The sequence below is a fragment of the Achromobacter sp. Bel genome (assembly GCF_012928505.1).
GTDB lineage: Bacteria > Pseudomonadota > Gammaproteobacteria > Burkholderiales > Burkholderiaceae_B > Achromobacter.
The window spans coordinates 72213-90971 of sequence record NZ_JABBJN010000006.1 but is presented as its reverse complement, the minus strand read 5'-3'; the positions used below and the strand labels follow the sequence as shown (position 1 = coordinate 90971).

Annotated in this window: 15 protein-coding genes; 13 read left to right on the top strand and 2 right to left on the bottom strand. The window is 61.4% G+C overall.

All coding sequences use genetic code 11. The annotated features are described in order from the left end of the window. The first annotated feature begins 58 nt into the window (after positions 1 to 58). A complete protein-coding gene (gene mnmE / locus HG262_RS06135; RefSeq protein ID WP_169270166.1) occupies positions 59 to 1411 on the top strand; it encodes a tRNA uridine-5-carboxymethylaminomethyl(34) synthesis GTPase MnmE in 1353 nt (450 codons plus the stop codon). 103 nt (positions 1412 to 1514) lie between these two features. Further along, a complete protein-coding gene (locus tag HG262_RS06130; protein WP_248293253.1) occupies positions 1515 to 1874 on the top strand; it encodes a GNAT family N-acetyltransferase in 360 nt (119 codons plus the stop codon). Between the two features lie 10 nt (positions 1875 to 1884). Here HG262_RS06130 and HG262_RS06125 read toward each other — a convergent pair whose 3' ends face one another. Continuing rightward, the gene (locus HG262_RS06125; protein ID WP_169270164.1) at positions 1885 to 3261 is read right to left on the bottom strand and encodes a ClcB-like voltage-gated chloride channel protein; all 1377 of its coding nucleotides are present in this window, start codon (positions 3259 to 3261) and stop codon (positions 1885 to 1887) included. A 489-nt stretch (positions 3262 to 3750) separates the two neighbouring features. Between HG262_RS06125 and HG262_RS06120 the strand changes: the two genes are divergently transcribed. The 5 genes from HG262_RS06120 to HG262_RS06100 all read left to right on the top strand — a co-directional run bounded on the left by HG262_RS06120 (position 3751) and on the right by HG262_RS06100 (position 9096). Further along, positions 3751 to 4428: a response regulator gene (locus tag HG262_RS06120; protein WP_169270163.1), complete on the top strand. Its 678-nt coding sequence runs from the start codon at positions 3751 to 3753 to the stop codon at positions 4426 to 4428. 97 nt (positions 4429 to 4525) lie between these two features. Next, positions 4526 to 5902: a sensor histidine kinase gene (locus HG262_RS06115; protein WP_169270240.1), complete on the top strand. Its 1377-nt coding sequence runs from the start codon at positions 4526 to 4528 to the stop codon at positions 5900 to 5902. A 127-nt stretch (positions 5903 to 6029) separates the two neighbouring features. Further along, on the top strand, positions 6030 to 7016 hold the full coding sequence (locus tag HG262_RS06110; protein WP_248293256.1) for a tripartite tricarboxylate transporter substrate binding protein: 987 nt from the start codon (positions 6030 to 6032) through the stop codon (positions 7014 to 7016). A gap of 119 nt (positions 7017 to 7135) precedes the next feature. Beyond that, the gene (locus tag HG262_RS06105; protein WP_169270161.1) at positions 7136 to 7573 is read left to right on the top strand and encodes a tripartite tricarboxylate transporter TctB family protein; all 438 of its coding nucleotides are present in this window, start codon (positions 7136 to 7138) and stop codon (positions 7571 to 7573) included. Continuing rightward, positions 7570 to 9096: a tripartite tricarboxylate transporter permease gene (locus HG262_RS06100; protein ID WP_169270160.1), complete on the top strand. Its 1527-nt coding sequence runs from the start codon at positions 7570 to 7572 to the stop codon at positions 9094 to 9096. Before HG262_RS06105 ends, HG262_RS06100 begins: the two co-directional genes overlap by 4 nt. Positions 9097 to 9235: 139 nt before the next feature. Here HG262_RS06100 and HG262_RS06095 read toward each other — a convergent pair whose 3' ends face one another. Continuing rightward, positions 9236 to 10402: a pyridoxal phosphate-dependent aminotransferase gene (locus tag HG262_RS06095; protein ID WP_169270159.1), complete on the bottom strand. Its 1167-nt coding sequence runs from the start codon at positions 10400 to 10402 to the stop codon at positions 9236 to 9238. 84 nt (positions 10403 to 10486) lie between these two features. Here HG262_RS06095 and HG262_RS06090 point away from each other — a divergent pair, with 84 nt between their 5' ends. The 6 genes from HG262_RS06090 (at position 10487) to HG262_RS06065 (ending at position 18718) form a co-directional block, all read left to right on the top strand. Continuing rightward, entirely contained in the window at positions 10487 to 11551 is a 1065-nt protein-coding gene (locus HG262_RS06090) for an AbrB family transcriptional regulator (RefSeq protein WP_169270158.1), read from the top strand. A gap of 234 nt (positions 11552 to 11785) precedes the next feature. Continuing rightward, a complete protein-coding gene (locus HG262_RS06085; RefSeq protein WP_006216596.1) occupies positions 11786 to 11992 on the top strand; it encodes a cold-shock protein in 207 nt (68 codons plus the stop codon). 2466 nt (positions 11993 to 14458) lie between these two features. Next, entirely contained in the window at positions 14459 to 16378 is a 1920-nt protein-coding gene (gene mnmG, locus HG262_RS06080) for a tRNA uridine-5-carboxymethylaminomethyl(34) synthesis enzyme MnmG (protein WP_169270157.1), read from the top strand. Further along, complete coding sequence (rsmG, locus tag HG262_RS06075) at positions 16375 to 17088, top strand: 16S rRNA (guanine(527)-N(7))-methyltransferase RsmG (RefSeq protein ID WP_169270156.1); 714 nt, start codon at positions 16375 to 16377, stop codon at positions 17086 to 17088. The genes mnmG and rsmG overlap by 4 nt, the downstream gene beginning before the upstream one ends. After that, positions 17085 to 17885, top strand: coding sequence for an AAA family ATPase (locus HG262_RS06070; protein ID WP_006227953.1), 801 nt, complete (start codon positions 17085 to 17087; stop codon positions 17883 to 17885). The genes rsmG and HG262_RS06070 overlap by 4 nt, the downstream gene beginning before the upstream one ends. Before the next feature lie 8 nt (positions 17886 to 17893). After that, positions 17894 to 18718: a GNAT family N-acetyltransferase gene (locus HG262_RS06065; protein WP_169270155.1), complete on the top strand. Its 825-nt coding sequence runs from the start codon at positions 17894 to 17896 to the stop codon at positions 18716 to 18718. Positions 18719 to 18759: the final 41 nt, after the last annotated feature.

The window sequence follows — 18759 nt, the reverse complement described above, 5'->3', positions numbered from 1 at the left end:
CAAGGGGCCGCGCAACAGTTATATTCCCCTATTGTCCTTGCCTCGCCCCCGTTCAGATATGTCCGCTTACGCCCCCATTGCCGCCATTGCCACCGCCCCCGGAAGAGGCGGCATCGGCGTCGTGCGCGTTTCTGGTGCGGACCTGTCCGAATTGGTGCGCCGCTTGTTCCAGCGCGAACTCACGCCGCGTCACGCGCATTACCTGCCTTTCAAATCGGTAGACGGCGAACTGCTGGACGAAGGCATCGCGATCTATTTCCGCGCGCCCCATTCATACACCGGCGAAGACGTGCTGGAACTGCAAGGCCATGGCGGCCCCGCCGTGCTGCGCCGCGTGCTGGACAGCTGCCTGACGGCGGGCCGCGACCTTGGCCTGCGTCTGGCCGAACCCGGCGAATTCACGCGCCGCGCCTTCCTGAACGACCGCATGGACCTGGCTCAGGCGGAAGCCGTAGCCGATCTGATCGAAGCCTCGTCGGTGGCGGCCGCGCGCGGTGCGGTGGCCTCGCTGTCGGGCGAATTCTCGGCACGCGTGAATGACCTTTCCGACCGCATCATCCACCTGCGGATGCTGGTTGAAGCGACGCTGGATTTCCCTGAAGAAGAGATCGACTTCCTTGAGAAGTATCAGGCCCGGCCCACGCTCGATGCGCTGACGGCCGACCTGTCCAACCTGATCGCGCAAGCGCGCCAGGGCGTCATCCTTCGCGAAGGCCTGCACGTGGTGCTGGCCGGCCAGCCCAACGTCGGAAAATCCAGCCTGCTCAACGCGCTGGCGGGCGACGATATCGCGATCGTCACGCCGATTGCGGGCACGACACGCGACAAAGTGGTGCAGGAAATCCATATCGACGGCGTGCCTCTGCATATTGTGGATACGGCCGGCCTGCGGGAAACCGAAGACACCGTCGAGAGCATCGGCATTGCTCGCACCTGGCAGGAAATTGAACGGGCTGACGTGATCCTGCACCTGCAGGACGCCACCCAGCCCGGCGACGAGCTGGACGCGCAGATCACCGCGCGCCTGCCGCCGCGCACGCCGGTCCTGAAGGTATTCAACAAGGTGGATCTGTTATCCACAGCATTCACGCCGGCGCCGGGCGAACTGGGCATCTCCGCCAAGCGCGGTGCGGGCCTGGATACGCTGCGCGCCGAACTGCTGAATATCGCCGGCTGGAACCCGGGCGCTGAATCGCCCTGGCTGGCGCGCGAACGCCACCTTCACGCACTGCAGGACGCGGCCGAACATCTGGCGCTTGCCGGCGAACACGCCGGCCAGGACGACCGCGTGCTGGACCTGTTCGCGGAAGAGCTCCGGCTGGCGCATGACAGCCTGTCGAGCATCACCGGAAAATTCACCAGCGACGATCTGCTGGGCGAAATTTTTTCCAGCTTCTGCATCGGAAAATAAGGTGATAAGACCCGCCACTCCCGACGACATACCCGTTATTGAACGGATTGTCGCGCAGGCCTATCGCCCATACATCGCGCGCATCGGCGCCACGCCCGGCCCCATGCTCGACGATTACACGGCGCGTGTCGGGCAAGGCGTGGTACATGTCTTGCAGGAAGGCGGCGCCATTCACGCCGTGCTGGTCTTGATTCCAGAGCCCGGCTGTTTGCTCCTGGACAACATCGCGGTCTTGCCTTCCGCCCAAGGCAAGGGATATGGCCGCGTCCTGATGCAATACGCGGAAGATGTCGCGCGCTTGGCGGGGTACTCAACCATCCGCCTGTACACGCAGGAGATGATGACGGAGAACATTTCCATCTATCTGCGATACGGGTACGTGGAAACGCACCGCGCGCAAGAATTGAGTCTGCATCGCGTCTTCATGAAAAAGACCCTGCATCAAAACCCGAAAGCTGAATAAATACGAGTCTTTACTCGCTTTTATTTTTTCCACCTTCAGATACCGCCTGCTGCGCGCGGCGGTTGTTCGCCAGTGATTTCGCATACACCGATTCCGGCCGTATGCGATGCGCGATCACGTAGCCGGTAATGCACGCGAGCATCAGCGGCAGCATCACTTCATAGCTCAGCGTCATCTCGAAAATCATCAGGATCGACATTAGCGGCGCATAGGTCGTTGCGGCCAACAGCGCCCCCATGCCTACGACGGCATAGCTGGAAATCGCCGACACGTCGCCCGCTGGCAGTACAGCTTGCAGACCGCTTGCGTACAGCGCTCCCAACGCCGCCCCCACGAACAGCGTCGGCGTGAACACGCCGCCCACCGCCCCCGACCCGACGCTTGCGCCCGTAGCCACGATCTTCATCAGCAGGATGGCGGCCACCGCCTGCCAAGCCCACGGGTTGTGCAGCAAGCTGTTGACGACGCTATAGCCGTTGCCCCAGACCTCGGGGTTGAGCACCGACAACGCCCCCACGACCAGGCCCCCCAACGCCATGCGAATCCAAAGCGGGAAGGGCAGACGGGAAAAGGCGGTGCGGGACACATCCAGGAAACGCAGGAATTGCGGCGCGACCAGGCCGGCGGCCACGCCCAACCCCAAGTAATTCACGACCTCCCAACCGGACACGAATTCGAAGTGCGGCATATGGAAGACCGCGTCGTAATGCAGGATCTGGCGCGTGACGATGTTGGCCACCACCGATGACACCACCAGCGGCACCAGGGTGGCCGACGAAATCACCCCGAAGACGATTTCCGAGATGAACAGCGCGCCGGCGATGGGCGCGTTATAGGCGGAAGTGATGCCTGCCGTGGCCCCGCAGGCCACCAACAGCCGCAAATGACGGGGCGGCAACAGCAGGAATCGCCCGGTCAAGGATGACAACATGGCCGCCAACTGCACCATCGGACCTTCCCGGCCAATCGAGGCGCCCGAGCTGATGGAAAAAATGGACGACAAGCTGCGGGCCAGCGTCTGGCGCAGGCCGATGACGCCCCGGCCGACGGATATTGCTTCCATATAGTCTGCCGCGCCACGTTTCGGCAGCCATCTTGCGGCCATCTGCAGCACAACGCCGGCTATCGCGCCGCCAACGGCGGGCATCAGCAAACGTTGCCAGGCGTCCAGGCCTCGGGCCAACGACACCATGCCGTGGGGGACGTCTTCGCCCGCCAGCAACATTTGTGTCCATCCCAGCAGTTCCCGGAACACCACAGTCGCCAACGCGCCAAACAGTCCCATCAGTGCCGCCGCGCACAAGGTTGCGGGCAGGTTATCGGCCAATAAACGGCTTCTCAAGCCCTTCGCCCAGCCCAATTTCCGGATTCTGATTTCTGTCGCCATGGGCGGATTCTACGGCGGAAGTTGCTCACTTTTTGTTCAGTCTCCTGTCAAGAAAGCCCGCTGATGGCCCCTCGAATCCCCGCTCTCGCGAACGCCTCAGAGGGCGTTTTTGGGCCTTTGCAAGGGCAAAAAACCGGGTAGGCAACAGGCGGTTTTTCGGGGTACAAGTGCCGCTTTCCCACCCCGTTTCCAGAAATCGCCCTGTGGATAACTCCTAAGTAGCCAGGTTGTGCACATTGTGTGGAGGCAAGTTGAACAAGCGGGGGTTTTGGGGGGTGGCCGAAATGTTGTCCAACTTCAACTTTTTTCCCACACAGAGTTCTTGCACAGGCAAAAACGGCTGCAAGCTGATGAAAAGAATGAGGTTTTCAAGGTTAAGGTAGTTATCCACAGGCCTTATTAATCATTAGTCTTTATATAAAGAGAAATAAAGGAAAAGCCAAACATGCTTTCCCATTCCGCCCAGCCACTCCCCCCCGGACTCCGTCCATGCGCATCCTCCTGATAGAAGACGAAGCCGAACTTGCCCGTTGGCTTTCCAGAAGCCTGGCCAGACATGCCGGCTTTGTCGTTGAATGGGCTGACGACGGACTTGTCGCCGAAAGAAGGCTGGCAATTGAAGAATTCGATGCGGTCATCCTCGACTTGGGACTTCCCGGCATGGATGGCCATGCTTTGCTGGCGAAGATTCGCGCGCGGGACGACCGTACGCCGGTGCTGGTCTTGACCGCGCGCGATTCGCTGGCCGAAAAAATCGGAACCCTTCACCAGGGAGCGGACGATTTCCTGCCGAAACCCTTTGTTGTGGAAGAGTTGGAAGCGCGTTTGATCGCTCTTATCCGGCGTAGCCGTGGACGCGAACATCCGCGTTTGGCTCTGGGAAACCTGGTTTTCGACTCTGCAGCGCAAAAATTCACAGCGTCTGGACAGGCTTTGCAGTTATCCCCACGTGAACATGCGGTACTTCGGGTGTTGATCCAGAAGAGCGGCGAACCCATCAACAAGCAGCAGATCCTTGACCGCATCGTCACGGACGACGCGGACATCAACCTGGAAGCCATCGAGGTCCTGGTCCACCGTTTGCGCAAAAAATTGGCGGAAACCGGGGTTCAGATCGTGACCATGCGGGGCATGGGCTACTGCCTGGAGAACCTTGTTGACAACTAGAAGTCCAAAAAAAATCGTTTTTTTCGCCGCAAAAAGACGTAATCGGACGCTGAAAACGCAGTTGCTCTGGTGGTTGATCCCCACACTGGTCTTCGTGATGATGGCCGCGCTTTGGCTGTCGAACCACCAACTGCGCAACCAGGTCGACATTGCCTACGACCGCTCGCTCTCCGGAGCGCTGCGCGCGATCGACCACAACATATCCACAGCCAGCGGTGGATTAGCCATGGAACAGCCCTACCTGATGCTGGAATTTTTCGAGCTGACGGCCAATGGCAGCGTGTTCTACCGCGTGGCGACAGAGGACGGGCTGGCTGAAATCGGGCATCCGGGGCTTCCGTTGCCGGACCAGCCGCTGGAATCTGGCGAACCGCGTTTTTTTTACGCGGACTACCAAGGCACACCCGTCAGGGTTGCGGCGCTGGCGCGCCCAATGGATCCGCCGCTCTACGCAAACAAAGGGGGACGGGTTATCGTGCAGGTCGCCGAGGGCCTGGAAAGCCGTCAGGCCTTCTTGCACAAGGTGCTGGTGCGATCGGTAGAGCGCGACCTGGCCGTGATCCTGATCAGCGTTCTGGTGATCATCCTGGGGGTTTTCATGGCCTTGCGGCCCCTTGCCCGGCTTCGACAAGAGGTGGAAGGGCGTTCTGGAGACGATTTAAGCCCCGTCAGCGCGTCCGAGATGCCAGGTGAGGTCCTGCCCCTGGTTGCGGCTGTAAACCTCCACATGGCCCGTTTTGCGGCTCAGGCGAGGGTTCAGAGTCAGTTCCTGGACGACGCCTCGCACCAATTGCGTACGCCGTTGTCGGTGTTGCGGACGCAAACGGCCTATGCCTTGCGTGAAACAGACCCCCAGGAGGTCCGTACAGCCCTTCTGGCGATGCAGGAGGGGTTGGACAGGGCCGTACGCACCACCAACCAGATGCTCGCCCTGGCGCGCGCTAAGGACGCTTCCCTGGCCGAAGGCGGATTCACCGCCGAAACGGTCGACCTGGTCGACCTGGCCGACGGGGTGATCCGGGGTTTGCTGCCGACCGCCCGCGCCCGCCAGCTGGACATCGGCCTGGAGGCCGCCGTCCGCCCGGTCCTGGTGAGCGGCACCGAGTGGCTGTTGCGCGAAGCGGCCACCAATCTTGTCGACAACGCGATCCGCTACGCGTCGCCGGCAGGCGAGGTGACGGTGACCGTCCAGGCCAATGACGGGCTGGCCCGCCTGATCGTCGAAGACGACGGCCCCGGGATGTCGGCGGAAGACATCGCCCGGGCCTGCGTGCGCTTTCGCCGGGGAGCGGCGGGCAAGAACAAGCCGGGCGCCGGATTGGGGCTGGCCATCGTGGGCACCATCGCCGATATCCTTGGGGCCCGGCTGATTCTGGAAAACCGGGCGCCGTTGCCCGGATTGCGGGCAGTCCTGGTGTTTTCCCTTGAACCTGCGCCGGATGCTGCGGCGCACCACGAAAACGGCCGTTTTTGAAAGGTATTGGAAAGCTTCGATTTTGTACGGTAGCGTCCGCTGGGTCCGATCAGGTGTCACGACGCCGTGCGGCCATCCAGCCATACCAAGACCTATAAAACTCGGAGACGCAAGAATGCAGACCAGCATGAAGCTGCGCACGGCCGCCCTGGCGGCGCTTGGCGCGATTACCCTTTCCCTGGGCGCCGCCCACGCGGCCGACGAGCCCCGCCGTCCGGAATGCATCGCGCCGGCCCAGCCCGGCGGCGGTTTCGACCTGACCTGCCGCCTGGCCACCGAGGGATTGAAGCAAAGCGGGGCGCTCAAGAGCACCATGCGCATCGTCTACATGCCGGGCGGCATCGGTGCCGTGGCCTACAACAACATCGTCGCCCAGCATCCCAACGAACCCGGCACCATCGTCGCGTTCTCTGGCGGGTCGCTCTTGAACCTGGCTCAGGGCAAGTTCGGCAAGTACAACGTGGACGACGTGCGCTGGCTGGCCGCCATCGGCACCGACTACGGCGTGGCCGTGGTTCGCAACGATTCGCCCTATACCGACCTGAAGGGTCTGATGGACGCCTTCAAGCAGGATCCCACCAAGATCGTGCTGGGTGCGGGCGGCACCGTGGGCAGCCAGGACTGGATGAAAGCTGCGCTGACGGCCAAGGCCGCCGGCGTGGATTTCAAGAAGATGCGCTTCGTGGCGTTTGAAGGCGGTGGCGAAGCCGTGACCGCGTTGCGCGGCGGCCATATCCAGGCCTACATGGGCGATGCCGCGGAAGCCTTCACCATGCTGGAAGGCGGCGCGCCCATCCGGGTGCTGGCGGTATTCAACGACCAGCGCCTGCCGGGCAAGCTCGGCACCGTGCCGACCGCCAAGGAACAGGGCTACGACATCGTCTGGCCGATCATCCGCGGCTTCTACGTAGGCCCGAAGGTCTCGGACAGCGACTACCAGTTCTGGGTCAAGGCCTTCAACACCGCGACCGCGTCGCCCGTGTTCGACAAGCTGCGCCAGCAGCAGGGTCTGTTTCCGTTCAACAAGACGGGGCCCGAACTGGACGCCTACGTGAAGAACCAGGTCAAGGTCTACGGCGAGCTCGCTGATTCCTTCGGCCTGCTGAAGAAGTAGGCCGGCCGCAAGGCTTCACCCTTCCGATCGCGCCCATCCGGGCACCCCTGCCGCCGGCTTGTTCGGCGGTGGCGGGGGCGGCTGCGCCGCGCGGTCCCACAACAACGGAAAAGTGGATCATGAATGATCGAATCCTAGGTGTCGGCGCCCTGGCGCTGGCGGCCTTCATGACGGCGGCGGGTTGGGGCATCGAAGCGCCGTTCGCCTACGAACCCGTGGGCCCGCGCGCCTTTCCCCTGCTGCTGGCCGGCATCATCGGCCTGTGCGGCCTGTGGCTGGTCTACAAGGGCGGCCCTGCGGTCGAAGCCAACCCGCCCGGCGCCAACGGACGCATCGCGATGATGATGGCGTTCACGGTGGCCTATGCCTTCCTGTTCCAGTGGCTGGGCTTCATCGTCGCCACCTCGCTGATGACTGTGTTCGTCGGCCGCCTGTTCGGCGGTGGCTGGGTGAAGTGCGCGATCGGCGGCGTCGTCATGAGCCTTTTCTTTTTCGTGCTGTTCGACAAGGTGCTGGACGTGGTCCTGCCGGGCGGACTGCTGGAGACCCTGATATGAGCGGCATTCTTGATCATTTGTCGATTGGCTTTGGCGTTGCCCTTTCGCTGACGAATATCCTGGTGGCGATGATCGGGGCGTTTATCGGCACCCTGGTCGGCGTGCTGCCGGGCTTGGGGCCTGTGAATGGCGTGGCGATGCTGATACCCATCGCCTTCGCGATGAATCTGCCGCCTGAAACGGCGCTGATCCTGCTGGCGGCGGTATACGTGGGGGCCGAGTACGGCGGCCGCATCACGGCCATTCTGCTCAACGTCCCGGGCGAGGCCAGCGCCATCATGACGACGCTGGACGGCTATCCGCTGGCACGCCAGGGCTTGGCCAACGTGGCCTTGTCGCTGTCGGCGTGGTCGGCGTTCTTCGGCGCGATCGTATCGGTGGTTGGCATCATCCTGTTGGCGCCGATGCTGGCGAAGTGGGCGCTGGCCTTCGGTCCCGCCGAGTACTTCGTACTGATGGTTTTCGCGTTCTGCTGCTTGACCAGCCTGCTGGGAAAACAGCCCGTCAAGGGCGTGCTGGCGGCAATGATCGGGCTGTCGATTTCCGTGGTGGGCGTGGATGCGAATTCCGGCGTATACCGCTATACCTTCGAATCGGTGCATCTGGCCGATGGTGTCGATTTCGTGGTGGTGGTGATCGCACTGTTCGCGGTCAGCGAAATGCTGGAGATGCTGGAAAAGGTGATGGCCGGCCATAGTGTCGAGGTCAAGCCCAGCGGCCGCAAGATTTTCAATCTGAAAGAAATGGCGTTCACCTGGTGGAGCGTGGTGCGCAGCGCGCTGGTCGGGTTCGGCGTGGGCGTCCTGCCGGGTGCGGGGGCCAGCGTGGCCGCGGCCGTGGCGTACTCGCAGGAAAAGCGCATCATCGAAGCCAAGGATCCAGACGCGAAGTTCGGCAAGGGCGACATGCGCGGCTTGGTCGCGCCGGAAGCCGCCGCCACCGCGTCCGCTATCGGTTCGTTCGTTCCGATGCTGACGTTGGGCGTACCGGGTTCGGGCACCACCGCGGTCATGATGGGCGCGCTGACGCTCTACAACATCACGCCGGGCCCGGTGCTGTTCGAAACCAAGCCCGAACTGGTGTGGGGCCTGATCGCTTCGCTCTTCGTCGCCAACGTGCTGCTGTTCATCATGAACGTGCCGCTGGTGCGCCTGTTCTCGAAAGTATTGTCGGTGCCGGGTTGGCTGATGGTACCGGGCATCCTGTGCATCAGCTACATCGGTGTCTACGCCATCAACGCGGGCACGTTCGATCTGTTGCTGGTGGCCGGCATCGGCGCGTTGGGCTATTTCCTGCGCAAGTTCGGCGTGCCGATGGCGCCGCTGGTGCTGGGCGTCGTGCTGGGCAACATGATGGAGCAGAACCTGCGCCGCGCGCTGTCGATCACCGACGGCGACATTGCGGTGCTGTTCGCGAGTCCGGTGTCGATTTCGATGTGGATCGCCGCCGCTGCGGTGGTCGTGGTGCCGCAGTTGATGCGGCGTATGCGCCGGGCAAGAAAGGTCGCTGCGGGTCCGGCTTGACGTGGCGGGCAGGGCGGGCCCTGTGGGCCGTGCGGGCCGGCCCTGCCGGCCGCATGTCGCCGGAAATGGCAAGGGGCGCTTCGCAGCGCCCCTTTTTTTATGAATAAAATGAGTAAATACTCATATTTTATTCATGGCATCAAACACTAGCCAGGCGTTCCAGCGCCGCGTCCAGCGTCGCGTCTTTCTTCGCGAAGCAGAAGCGCACGATACGGTGGTTGGATTCGGCGGCGTCGGGATGGCGATAGAAAGCGGAAACGGGAATCACCGTGACACCATGGTTCACCGTCAGGTCGCGCGCGAAGTCGGCTTCGTTCTGCTTGGAAATCTGGCTGTAGTCGGCCAGCAGGAAGAACGTGCCGGGGCTGGGCAGGGGACGGAAGCGTGTTTTAGCCAGGCCTTCCGACAGGCGGTCGCGCTTGGCTTGATAGAACGCCGGCAAGTCCAGATAAGGCTTGGGATCGCGCATGAACTCGGCCAGTGCGAATTGCATGGGAGAGGGCACCGTGAACACCATGAACTGATGCACTTTGCGCAGTTCGGCACTGAGCTGGCGGGGGGCGCAGCAATAGCCGATCTTCCAGCCGGTGGTGTGATAGGTCTTGCCGAACGAGGAAATCACGAACGCGTGTTCGGCCAGCAGGGGGCGGCGCGCCACGCTGGCGTGCGGTTTGCCGTCGAAGACGATGTGTTCATAGACTTCGTCGGACACCAGCAGCACGCCGGTATCGCGCACGATGGCTTCCAGCGCGTCCAGGTCGCTTTCTTCCAGCACGGCGCCGGTGGGGTTGTGCGGGAAGTTCAGCATCAGCAGGCGCGTTTTGGACGTGATGGCGTCACGCACGCGCTGCCAATCGATGCGGTAGTAGGGGTCGGCCTCGGTGGGCGCCCGCAGCGCAACAGGCACCGCCGTGCCGCCTGCCAGGCGGATCGCCGGCAGGTAAGAGTCATAGCAGGGTTCAATGACGACCACTTCGTCGCCGCTGTTCACGGCGGCCAGCACCGTGGCCATCAGGGCTTCGGTGGCGCCGCTGGTGACGGTGATCTCGGTTTCCGGATCGTAGGCATGGCCGTACAGGTCACGCGTTTTGGCGGCGATGGCTTCGCGCAACGGCGCCACGCCGGGCATGTACGGGTACTGGTTATGGCCTTCGGCCATCGCGCGGGTCACCAGCGCGCACAGCGCCGGATCCGGATCGAAGTCCGGAAAGCCCTGGCCCAGGTTGATGGCCTTGTGTTCGATGGCCAGGCGGCTCATCACGGTGAAGATGGTGGTGCCGACGTCGGGAAGTTTGGATCGGATCATGTTGGACGCGAAGATGAACGCTGGTAGGCAAAGAGAGTTTTCGTAAGTATCCCACTAACTCATAATTCGTTTTTCGCATTAGCTATGCACGTGGACGGGATCGTGGGTCAAAACATGTTGTTGAGGGTGTTGGGCGGATTGGCGATCGCGCTGGCCGGGGCGCTGTTGGCGGTGTGGGCGCATATGCCCTTGCCGTGGATGCTGGGCGCGTTGCTCGCAACGGCGGCGACACGGATCGCGGGCTTGGGCACGGTCTGCCCGCGACCCGCGCGCAATGGCGGGCAATGGGTCATCGGGACGTCTCTGGGGCTGTATTTCACGCCGCAGGTGCTTGGCCACATCGGCACCAACGCGGGGCCCATCGTCGTGGGGATGTTGTTCGCACTGGCGTTGGCGTTCATGGGCACCGCGATGCTGCGCCGGTTGACGGACGTCGACTTCAAGACCGCCTGGTTTTCATCGGCGATCGGTGGCGCCAGTGAAATGGCCAGCCTGGCGGAACGTCACGGGGCGCGGATAGATCGCGTGGCCACCGCGCATAGCGTGCGCGTGCTGCTGGTGGTCGTGACGGTGCCGTTCATCTTCCAATGGTGGGGCGTGGCGGGGTTGGACCCCACCGTGCCGGGGCCCAAGACCGTGGATGGCGCGGGGCTGGCTGCGCTGGTGGCGTTGACCTGTGTTGGCGGGCTGGTCTTCATGAAGTTGCGTTTGCCCAATCCGTGGGTGCTTGGGCCCATGCTGGTGGCGATGTTGCTGACCTCATCCGGCGTGGAATTGTCGGCCTTGCCCGACTTCGTGCCGAAGGTCGGGCAACTGTTCATCGGATGGTCTTTGGGCGACCGCTACCGGCCGGATTTCTTCCGCGCCGCGCCCCGCTTTATCGCCGTCGTGGCGGCATTCACGATCGGGGCCCTGGCGCTGGCCTTCGGGCTGGGCGCGCTGCTGTCCCACTGGTCGGCAGCGCCCGTACCCACGTTGATCCTTGGAACGACGCCAGGCGGGATCGCCGAGATGGCGATCACCGCCAAGGTCCTGCAACTGGGCGTGCCGGTCGTCACCGCATTTCACGTCACTCGCATGGTGTTCGTGGTGATCGTGACAGGCCCGATCTATGCCTTTCTTGCGCGTCGGCAGCCAAATTCCGCCTAGCGGGAATTCGCTTCCAGTCAGAAAAAAGCGACATTGGGGTAAACAACAATATGAGCCGGTAATGTGGGGTGAGTATGCTGATTCCGCAGTTGATTCAAGCAGCGCGCGGACTCGTTCTGTTGCTTGGCGACGAGCGGGAACGCAGCAGCAACGCAGGTATTTCTACCGGTCGTTCAGTTCTCACGGCGTCCTTGATTCATTGCAATTCGATTCAATTACAGGACGCTAGAAAAAATGGCTCAGAAGGGCAAAGTTAAGTGGTTCAACGCTGACAAGGGTTACGGTTTCATCACGCCGGACGTTGGTGGCACCGATGTTTTCGCACACTTTTCCGCCATCCAGGGCCGCGGCTATCGCAGCCTGAACGAAGGGCAGGAAGTCGAATTCGAAGTTAAGGATGGTCCGAAAGGACCTCAAGCGGCCGAAATTCGCCCGCTCTAAATCGGGAAATCCCACTTTCCCGTCCGCCAGGTCCGACCTGGCTACAACGCCCCAAGACTTCCGAGTCTGGGGCGTTGTTTCATTTGAGCCCGGAAACGCGTCGGCCGTTCTCTCCCGGCCCCGGACTGCGTCAGGACGAAAGTTAGTAATCACTAACATATCCTCGACCCTTGGATAAGTCTGTGGATAATTATTTTCGAGCCATTGGTTTTTAGTGATCAGTAATGAAGCACAGGCATCTCTGAACGCAAGGTTTTACACAGATTTTCAATCGCGCCAATATGCGATTCAAAGCCCACCGTTTGAACGCCAGGCGTTTGTCCGGGAGGTAGCCGCTTAACGTGAAACATGGCCTTTCCCCCGGGAAAACGGGCATTTGGCGCGTTTTCCCGGCTGCGACGGCAATCAGGCAGTGGCCATGCTGATTATGTTTTGGTGCCACCATTGGCCGGTTTTTGCCGTTGCGCAGGCCGGTTGTTCACAAAGATATCCCCATCCCGGTTATGCACAGAAAGGCCCCTCGATTTGCCCAATTCGAGGGGCCTTTGCCTGTGGATAGAAATGGGGATAGCGATTATCCGATGGCCGGCTTCAGGGGTTTTCACTGCCCGAATCAGGCAAGTCGAATGGCATTGGCGGCAGCCAGCCGGTGGGGTCTTGGCGGTCGGCACGTTATTGGAATTCACTGCCGAAAAAAACGATAGCGAGTTTTCCACAGGGTTCACATGAAATCCTGCGCCTCAGCCAAATGGATGATGGCGCACCGGGTCCGACTCTAGCAAGATAGTTGTAGTGTCAATGATCGCGCCCCGGTTGGCACGCGACGCTGCGGCAAATACGCGAGATGGATGCGCGCCAATGGCGATATGCGGTTGGCGATATGCGGTGATGGTGTGGATAATCCACCGCGCCGTGATTCGTGGCAATTTGACTTGCTCGGCGGTGGGGAGTTCCCCTGAATTGTTTTCACCAATCGGCGAGCTTAAGAATGGCGTATCGAAGCGATAGCTGAATCTTATCCACAAAGTTGTCCACGCCTTTTTGTCCGTCTCCGGCCAATTTGAATAGGAAGAGTTTTCGGTTCATCCGGGCGTGTTCAGAATCTGCTGCCGAGTGGCTTTCTCCTATGAAGCGCGTTGGATATTTGTGGCTTTTCGAAGATCTGGGCAATTAGCTCAAGCGACCGTTTAGGCAACGTTTCCTGTTGCCTTCAGAAGCCGGTCATACAAAGTTATCCCCAAAGTTGTTCCACGTGAATTCCCGAGAACGCGCGCGGGATATGCCGACCTGGGTGTTGATAAGTCGAAAGCTCCCGGCAGGGATAAATTCGCGGCGATTTTCCATTGCGTAGATATCCACTGTTTGCTGTGCATAAACACGATCGTGAGCCGCGCGGCGATTTCGTGAAATTCCGGAGCGAAGGATTGTCCTGTTCGATCGGAACTGCCATCGGAATCTGGATCGTATGTGCTCCTTTTCTTCGCGGCGGATTGGACATGTTTCACGTGGAACGCAAAAAAATTAGTGATATTTCGGGCAAGGGGTAGGGTAGGGGTAGAAAAATGACTTTTTCTTTTCCTTTTTAGGGCAGCGTTACGGTATCAAAGCAACGCTCCGCTTTGGTCAGCCAGGCAGTATTGCAACCGGTATTCGAGCTTGGATGGGTGGATTTTGGCGCTGGTGTGTGGGTTGAACTTTCTTCCGTGTCCCTTAATTTGATGTCGTTCACGGGAAGCGGCAGCGTTTGTTCGGCACGGGAGGCGAGCCTTCCTCTATTTCACGACCGTGTTTCACGTGGAACATTGGCATTAATAGACTCATACGTTGCCGCCGTGTTCTCCATCGCGACTCACGGCAATGTTCCACGTGAAACATCGGCAGATATGTCGAGGGCAAAGCGGTACGGGTAGGCGCCAAATGTTCCACGTGGAACATTTGCAACCGCGGCGTAGGTCTTTAGTCTCTGAGTGAATTTGGCAGGATGAAAGTCTGTCAGATGTTCCACGTGAAACAATGCCTCAGGGGATGTGTGGCATGGGAAATACCGAAGCGTCCGGCAGCCGGGAGTACGTTCCTTCCCCATCCATTACCTATCTGAGGTCTAGGCAAGGGTTCAATCCGATGTTTCACGTGGAACATCAATCGATGCCGCCTGATTTCAATTTGGAAGCGGACAGGGAGGCCGCGCCCCGCGCCGACGTACGAGTGCCCCGCGCCCGACCTGCTTCTGTTGTCAGGCAGAACGCCAATCGTGCAATCAAGGGCTGTTCCACGTGAAACATCGCGGACAAAACAGCGGCAGATGCCGACATATTTATCCAGCCGTACCGCGCTTCGTTGCCAAATGCCGACGCGAAGGGGGTGGGGCAGGGATGCAATCCGGCCCAGTTCTATGTTTCACGTGAAACATGCCACCCCTGCCCCTATAATGAGCACCGAACGCTCTCTTATATTTCCCTCCCCATCATGGACTATCCCCGCGAATTCGATGTCATCGTCGTCGGTGGCGGCCACGCCGGCACTGAAGCGGCGCTGGCAGCAGCCCGCGCCGGCGCCCAGACGCTGCTGCTGACGCACAACATCGAAACCCTTGGCCAAATGTCTTGCAATCCCTCCATCGGCGGGATCGGCAAGGGCCACCTTGTCAAAGAAGTCGATGCCCTGGGTGGCGCGATGGCCTTGGCAACGGATGAAGCCGGGATTCAGTTCCGCATCCTGAACGGTTCGAAAGGCCCGGCTGTCCGCGCAACGCGCGCCCAGGCTGACCGGGTCCTTTACCGACAGGCCATCCGTGGTCGTCTGGAAAACCAGCCAAACTTGTGGTTGTTCCAGCAGGCGGTCGAAGATCTGATGGTAGAGGGCGATCGGGTCGTGGGCGCTGTGACTCAAGTTGGCCTGAAGTTCCGCGCCAAGACGGTGGTCTTGACGGCCGGTACGTTCTTGAACGGCTTGATCCACGTGGGCCTGCAGAACTATTCCGGCGGCCGCGCCGGTGATCCCCCGGCGATCTCGCTGGGGCAACGCCTGAAGGAACTCAAGCTTCCGCAAGGCCGCCTGAAGACTGGCACTCCGCCGCGCATCGATGGGCGCTCGATCAACTACAGCATCCTGGAAGAGCAGCCGGGTGATCTGGATCCCGTTCCCGTGTTCTCGTACATGGGCAACGTGGCCATGCACCCGCGCCAGTTGCCGTGCTGGATCACGCACACCAATGCCCGGACGCACGACATCATCCGTGGCGGCCTGGACCGTTCGCCCATGTACAGCGGCGTCATCGAAGGCGTAGGCCCGCGTTACTGTCCGTCCATCGAAGACAAGATCCACCGGTTTGCAGATAAGGAATCCCATCAGGTGTTCCTGGAACCGGAAGGCCTGGATACGCATGAGGTCTATCCCAATGGCGTATCCACCAGCCTGCCTTTTGATGTGCAGCTGGAGCTGATCCATTCCCTGCGCGGGTTGGAAAACGCGCACATCATGCGCCCCGGCTACGCGATCGAATATGACTACTTCGATCCACGTGGATTGAAGAGCACGCTTGAGACGAAGGCGATCGGCGGCCTGTTCTTTGCCGGCCAGATCAATGGCACCACAGGCTACGAAGAAGCCGCCGCCCAAGGGCTGTTGGCCGGCGTGAATGCCGCACTGCAATCGCTGGGCCGCGACCCCTGGACGCCGCGTCGCGACGAAGCCTATCTGGGCGTGCTGGTCGATGACCTGGTGACTCGTGGGGTGACCGAGCCCTATCGCATGTTCACTTCGCGCGCCGAATATCGCCTGAGCCTGCGTGAAGACAATGCCGATCTGCGCTTGACCGAAATCGGCCGCCAATTGGGTATCGTCGACGACGCGCGCTGGGAGGCATTCAACCGCAAGCGCGACGCGGTGGCCGCGGAAGTCGAACGGCTGAAGTCATCATGGGTCAATCCGCGCATCATGCCGGTCGAGATTGCCGAACCGCTGCTGGGCAAAGCGATTGAACGTGAGTACTCACTAGCTGATTTGCTCAAACGCCCGAATGTTTCATATGAAGCATTGATGGCCACGCGCAACGCCGACGGTTCGTTGCTGGCCGGCCCGGGCGTCGTCGCAGACGACGTCCTGTCCGAACAGGTCGAGATCCAGGTGAAGTACGCCGGCTACATCGCCCGCCAGCAAGACGAAGTCCAGAAGCAGATCTCGCACGAGCAGCAGCCCATCCCCGCGGATGTCGACTACGACGCCGTGACGAGCCTGTCGTTCGAAGTGCGCCAGAAGTTGAAGACGCATCGCCCGGAGACCGTCGGCCAGGCCGCACGTATCTCCGGCGTGACCCCCGCTGCAATCTCGTTGCTGCTGATCCACCTGAAGCGCTTGCACTACGGCTCGCGCAAGCAAGCCGCATGACCGCACATACCGATCAGGCCGGCGCAGATATGGCCGGCCGCCTGACTCGCGCATGCGAGCAACTGGGGCTGGCTGTCGACGCTGCGGCGCACGCCAAGCTGCTGAACTACCTGTCCCAGATGCAACGCTGGAACCGGACGTACAACCTCACCGCCATCCGCGATCCCCAGCAGATGCTGATCCAGCATCTGTTCGATAGCCTGGCCGCCGTGGGCCCGTTCAGCGAGGCGCTGGGCGCCGTTGATGTGCCGGGCAAGGTCTACGACGTCGGATCGGGTGGCGGCCTGCCTGGCGTCGTTCTCGCAATCATGCGACCCATGTGGTCCGTGACCTGCATCGACGCCGTTGAAAAGAAAACCGCGTTCGTGCGCCAGATGAGCGGCGCGCTGGCCGTGCCCAATCTGCAAGCGCGTCACGCGCGCATCGAAACGCTGGACCCGGCCGAGTGCGACATCGTCACCTCGCGGGCCTTCGCTTCGCTGGACGATTTTGCGCAGCTTGCGGGTCGCCACGTGCGCATCGATGGTACCCTCGTCGCCATGAAGGGCAAGGTCCCCGATGAAGAGATTCAGGCGTTACATGCGCGCGGGGAATGGCAAGTCGACCATATTCAGCCGCTCCGGGTTCCGGAGCTGCAAGCAGAGCGCTGCCTGATCTGGATGCGCCGCGACGAAGAGCGCGGTGAAGGACGCAGTCAAGGAACCCTATGAAGAACTTACCCCCCAGCACAACCGCCCGCGTCTTCTGCATCGCCAACCAAAAGGGCGGTGTGGGCAAGACGACGACCGCCATCAATCTGGCGGCGGGCCTTGCCACGCATAATCAGCGCGTGCTGCTGGTGGACCTGGACCCTCAAGGCAACGCCACGATGGGCAGCGGCATCGATAAGAACGCCCTGGAATCGAACCTGTACCAGGTGCTGATCGGCGAGGCCACCATCGAGCAGGCCCGTGTGAAGTCGGAATCCGGCGGCTATGACGTGCTGCCCGCGAACCGCGAGCTGTCCGGCGCCGAGATCGATCTGGTGCAGATGGACGAACGCGAACGCCAGTTGAAGGCCGCGCTCGACACCGTCGCCGGCCAATACGATTTCGTGCTGATCGATTGCCCGCCGACGCTGTCCTTGCTGACGCTCAACGGATTGGCTGCCGCCCATGGCGTCATCATTCCGATGCAGTGCGAATACTTCGCGCTGGAAGGCCTGTCCGACCTGGTCAACACCATCAAGCGGGTCCACCGCAACATCAATGACGACCTGCGCGTCATTGGTCTGCTGCGCGTGATGTTCGACCCGCGCATGACGTTGCAACAGCAAGTGTCCGCCCAGCTCGAGGCGCACTTCGGCGACAAGGTCTTCAAGACCGTCGTGCCCCGCAATGTGCGGTTGGCCGAAGCACCCAGTTACGGCATGCCGGGTGTGGTGTATGACCGTGCGTCACGCGGCGCGCAGGCCTACATCTCTTTTGGCGCTGAAATGATCGAACGCGTCAGGAAAGACCTGAAGTAAGCCTTGCCATGTCTGTCGCCGCGCTCTTTTCTCCGACCGCTACGCACGTCTCCCGCACGCCGCCCGCCGATGTGCGCGACAGCCTGCGCGCGCGTCTGGAAGAGGCCGCGCTGAACGCGACAGCAGTCGGCGCGCAGGTGCTCTATGATGGCTGGCTGGTACGCTTTGCGCGCTCGGAAGCCAAGCGCGTGCGCAGCGTGAATGTGCTGGGGTTATCCACACGTCCGCTGGACGAGCGGCTGGCGTATTGTTCTTCGTTGTATGCGCGCCATGGCTTGCCCATGGTGCTGCGCATTACCTCCATCGGCCCCGATTTTTCGCTCGACGCCGAACTGGAGGCCCGCGGCTATACCTTTACCGGCGAGACCCGAGTCATGAGCATGTCGCTCGCCCCCAGGCCCTGCGCCCGGGGCGATCTGCATTTCAGGAAAGTCGACATCGGCCGCTTTGCGCAAGCGGTCGGGGCCATGCGCGGCTCGGCGCCGGAGCACACGGCTGAACATCAAGCGCGTCTGCACGGACTGGCTGTGGATAAGCAGCCGGTGCTGGCGTTCGACGCGGCGGGACAGTGCGTTGCCGCGGGCTTGGCCGTCCGCGACGATGACCTGCTGGGCCTGTTCGACATCGTCACGGACCCGGGACAACGGCGTAAAGGCTACGCCGATGCCCTGGTGGATTACCTATTGACCGAGGGCGCCGCCAGCGGCGCGACAACGGCGTACCTGCAGGTCGAGCCGGACAATACCGCCGCGCGCGCCCTGTATGGCCGCTACGGCTTCAAAGACTGTTACGCGTATTGGTACCGCCTGCCCGCCGAGCAGACGGACGCCTGAGCCTGGCTCGGGATACAAAAACAGAAGGAAAGAGGATTTAA

Coding starts and splice junctions, on each gene's coding strand:
- HG262_RS06105 (WP_169270161.1), top strand. CDS start 7,136: ATGAATGATCGAATCCTAGGTGTCGGCGCCCTGGCGCTGGCGGCCTTC.
- HG262_RS06110 (WP_248293256.1), top strand. CDS start 6,030: ATGAAGCTGCGCACGGCCGCCCTGGCGGCGCTTGGCGCGATTACCCTT.
- HG262_RS06090 (WP_169270158.1), top strand. CDS start 10,487: ATGCACGTGGACGGGATCGTGGGTCAAAACATGTTGTTGAGGGTGTTG.
- HG262_RS06065 (WP_169270155.1), top strand. CDS start 17,894: ATGTCTGTCGCCGCGCTCTTTTCTCCGACCGCTACGCACGTCTCCCGC.
- HG262_RS06095 (WP_169270159.1), bottom strand. CDS start 10,402: ATGATCCGATCCAAACTTCCCGACGTCGGCACCACCATCTTCACCGTG.
- HG262_RS06130 (WP_248293253.1), top strand. CDS start 1,515: ATGCTCGACGATTACACGGCGCGTGTCGGGCAAGGCGTGGTACATGTC.
- HG262_RS06125 (WP_169270164.1), bottom strand. CDS start 3,261: ATGGCGACAGAAATCAGAATCCGGAAATTGGGCTGGGCGAAGGGCTTG.
- mnmG (WP_169270157.1), top strand. CDS start 14,459: ATGGACTATCCCCGCGAATTCGATGTCATCGTCGTCGGTGGCGGCCAC.
- rsmG (WP_169270156.1), top strand. CDS start 16,375: ATGACCGCACATACCGATCAGGCCGGCGCAGATATGGCCGGCCGCCTG.
- HG262_RS06085 (WP_006216596.1), top strand. CDS start 11,786: ATGGCTCAGAAGGGCAAAGTTAAGTGGTTCAACGCTGACAAGGGTTAC.
- HG262_RS06070 (WP_006227953.1), top strand. CDS start 17,085: ATGAAGAACTTACCCCCCAGCACAACCGCCCGCGTCTTCTGCATCGCC.
- mnmE (WP_169270166.1), top strand. CDS start 59: ATGTCCGCTTACGCCCCCATTGCCGCCATTGCCACCGCCCCCGGAAGA.
- HG262_RS06100 (WP_169270160.1), top strand. CDS start 7,570: ATGAGCGGCATTCTTGATCATTTGTCGATTGGCTTTGGCGTTGCCCTT.
- HG262_RS06115 (WP_169270240.1), top strand. CDS start 4,526: ATGATGGCCGCGCTTTGGCTGTCGAACCACCAACTGCGCAACCAGGTC.
- HG262_RS06120 (WP_169270163.1), top strand. CDS start 3,751: ATGCGCATCCTCCTGATAGAAGACGAAGCCGAACTTGCCCGTTGGCTT.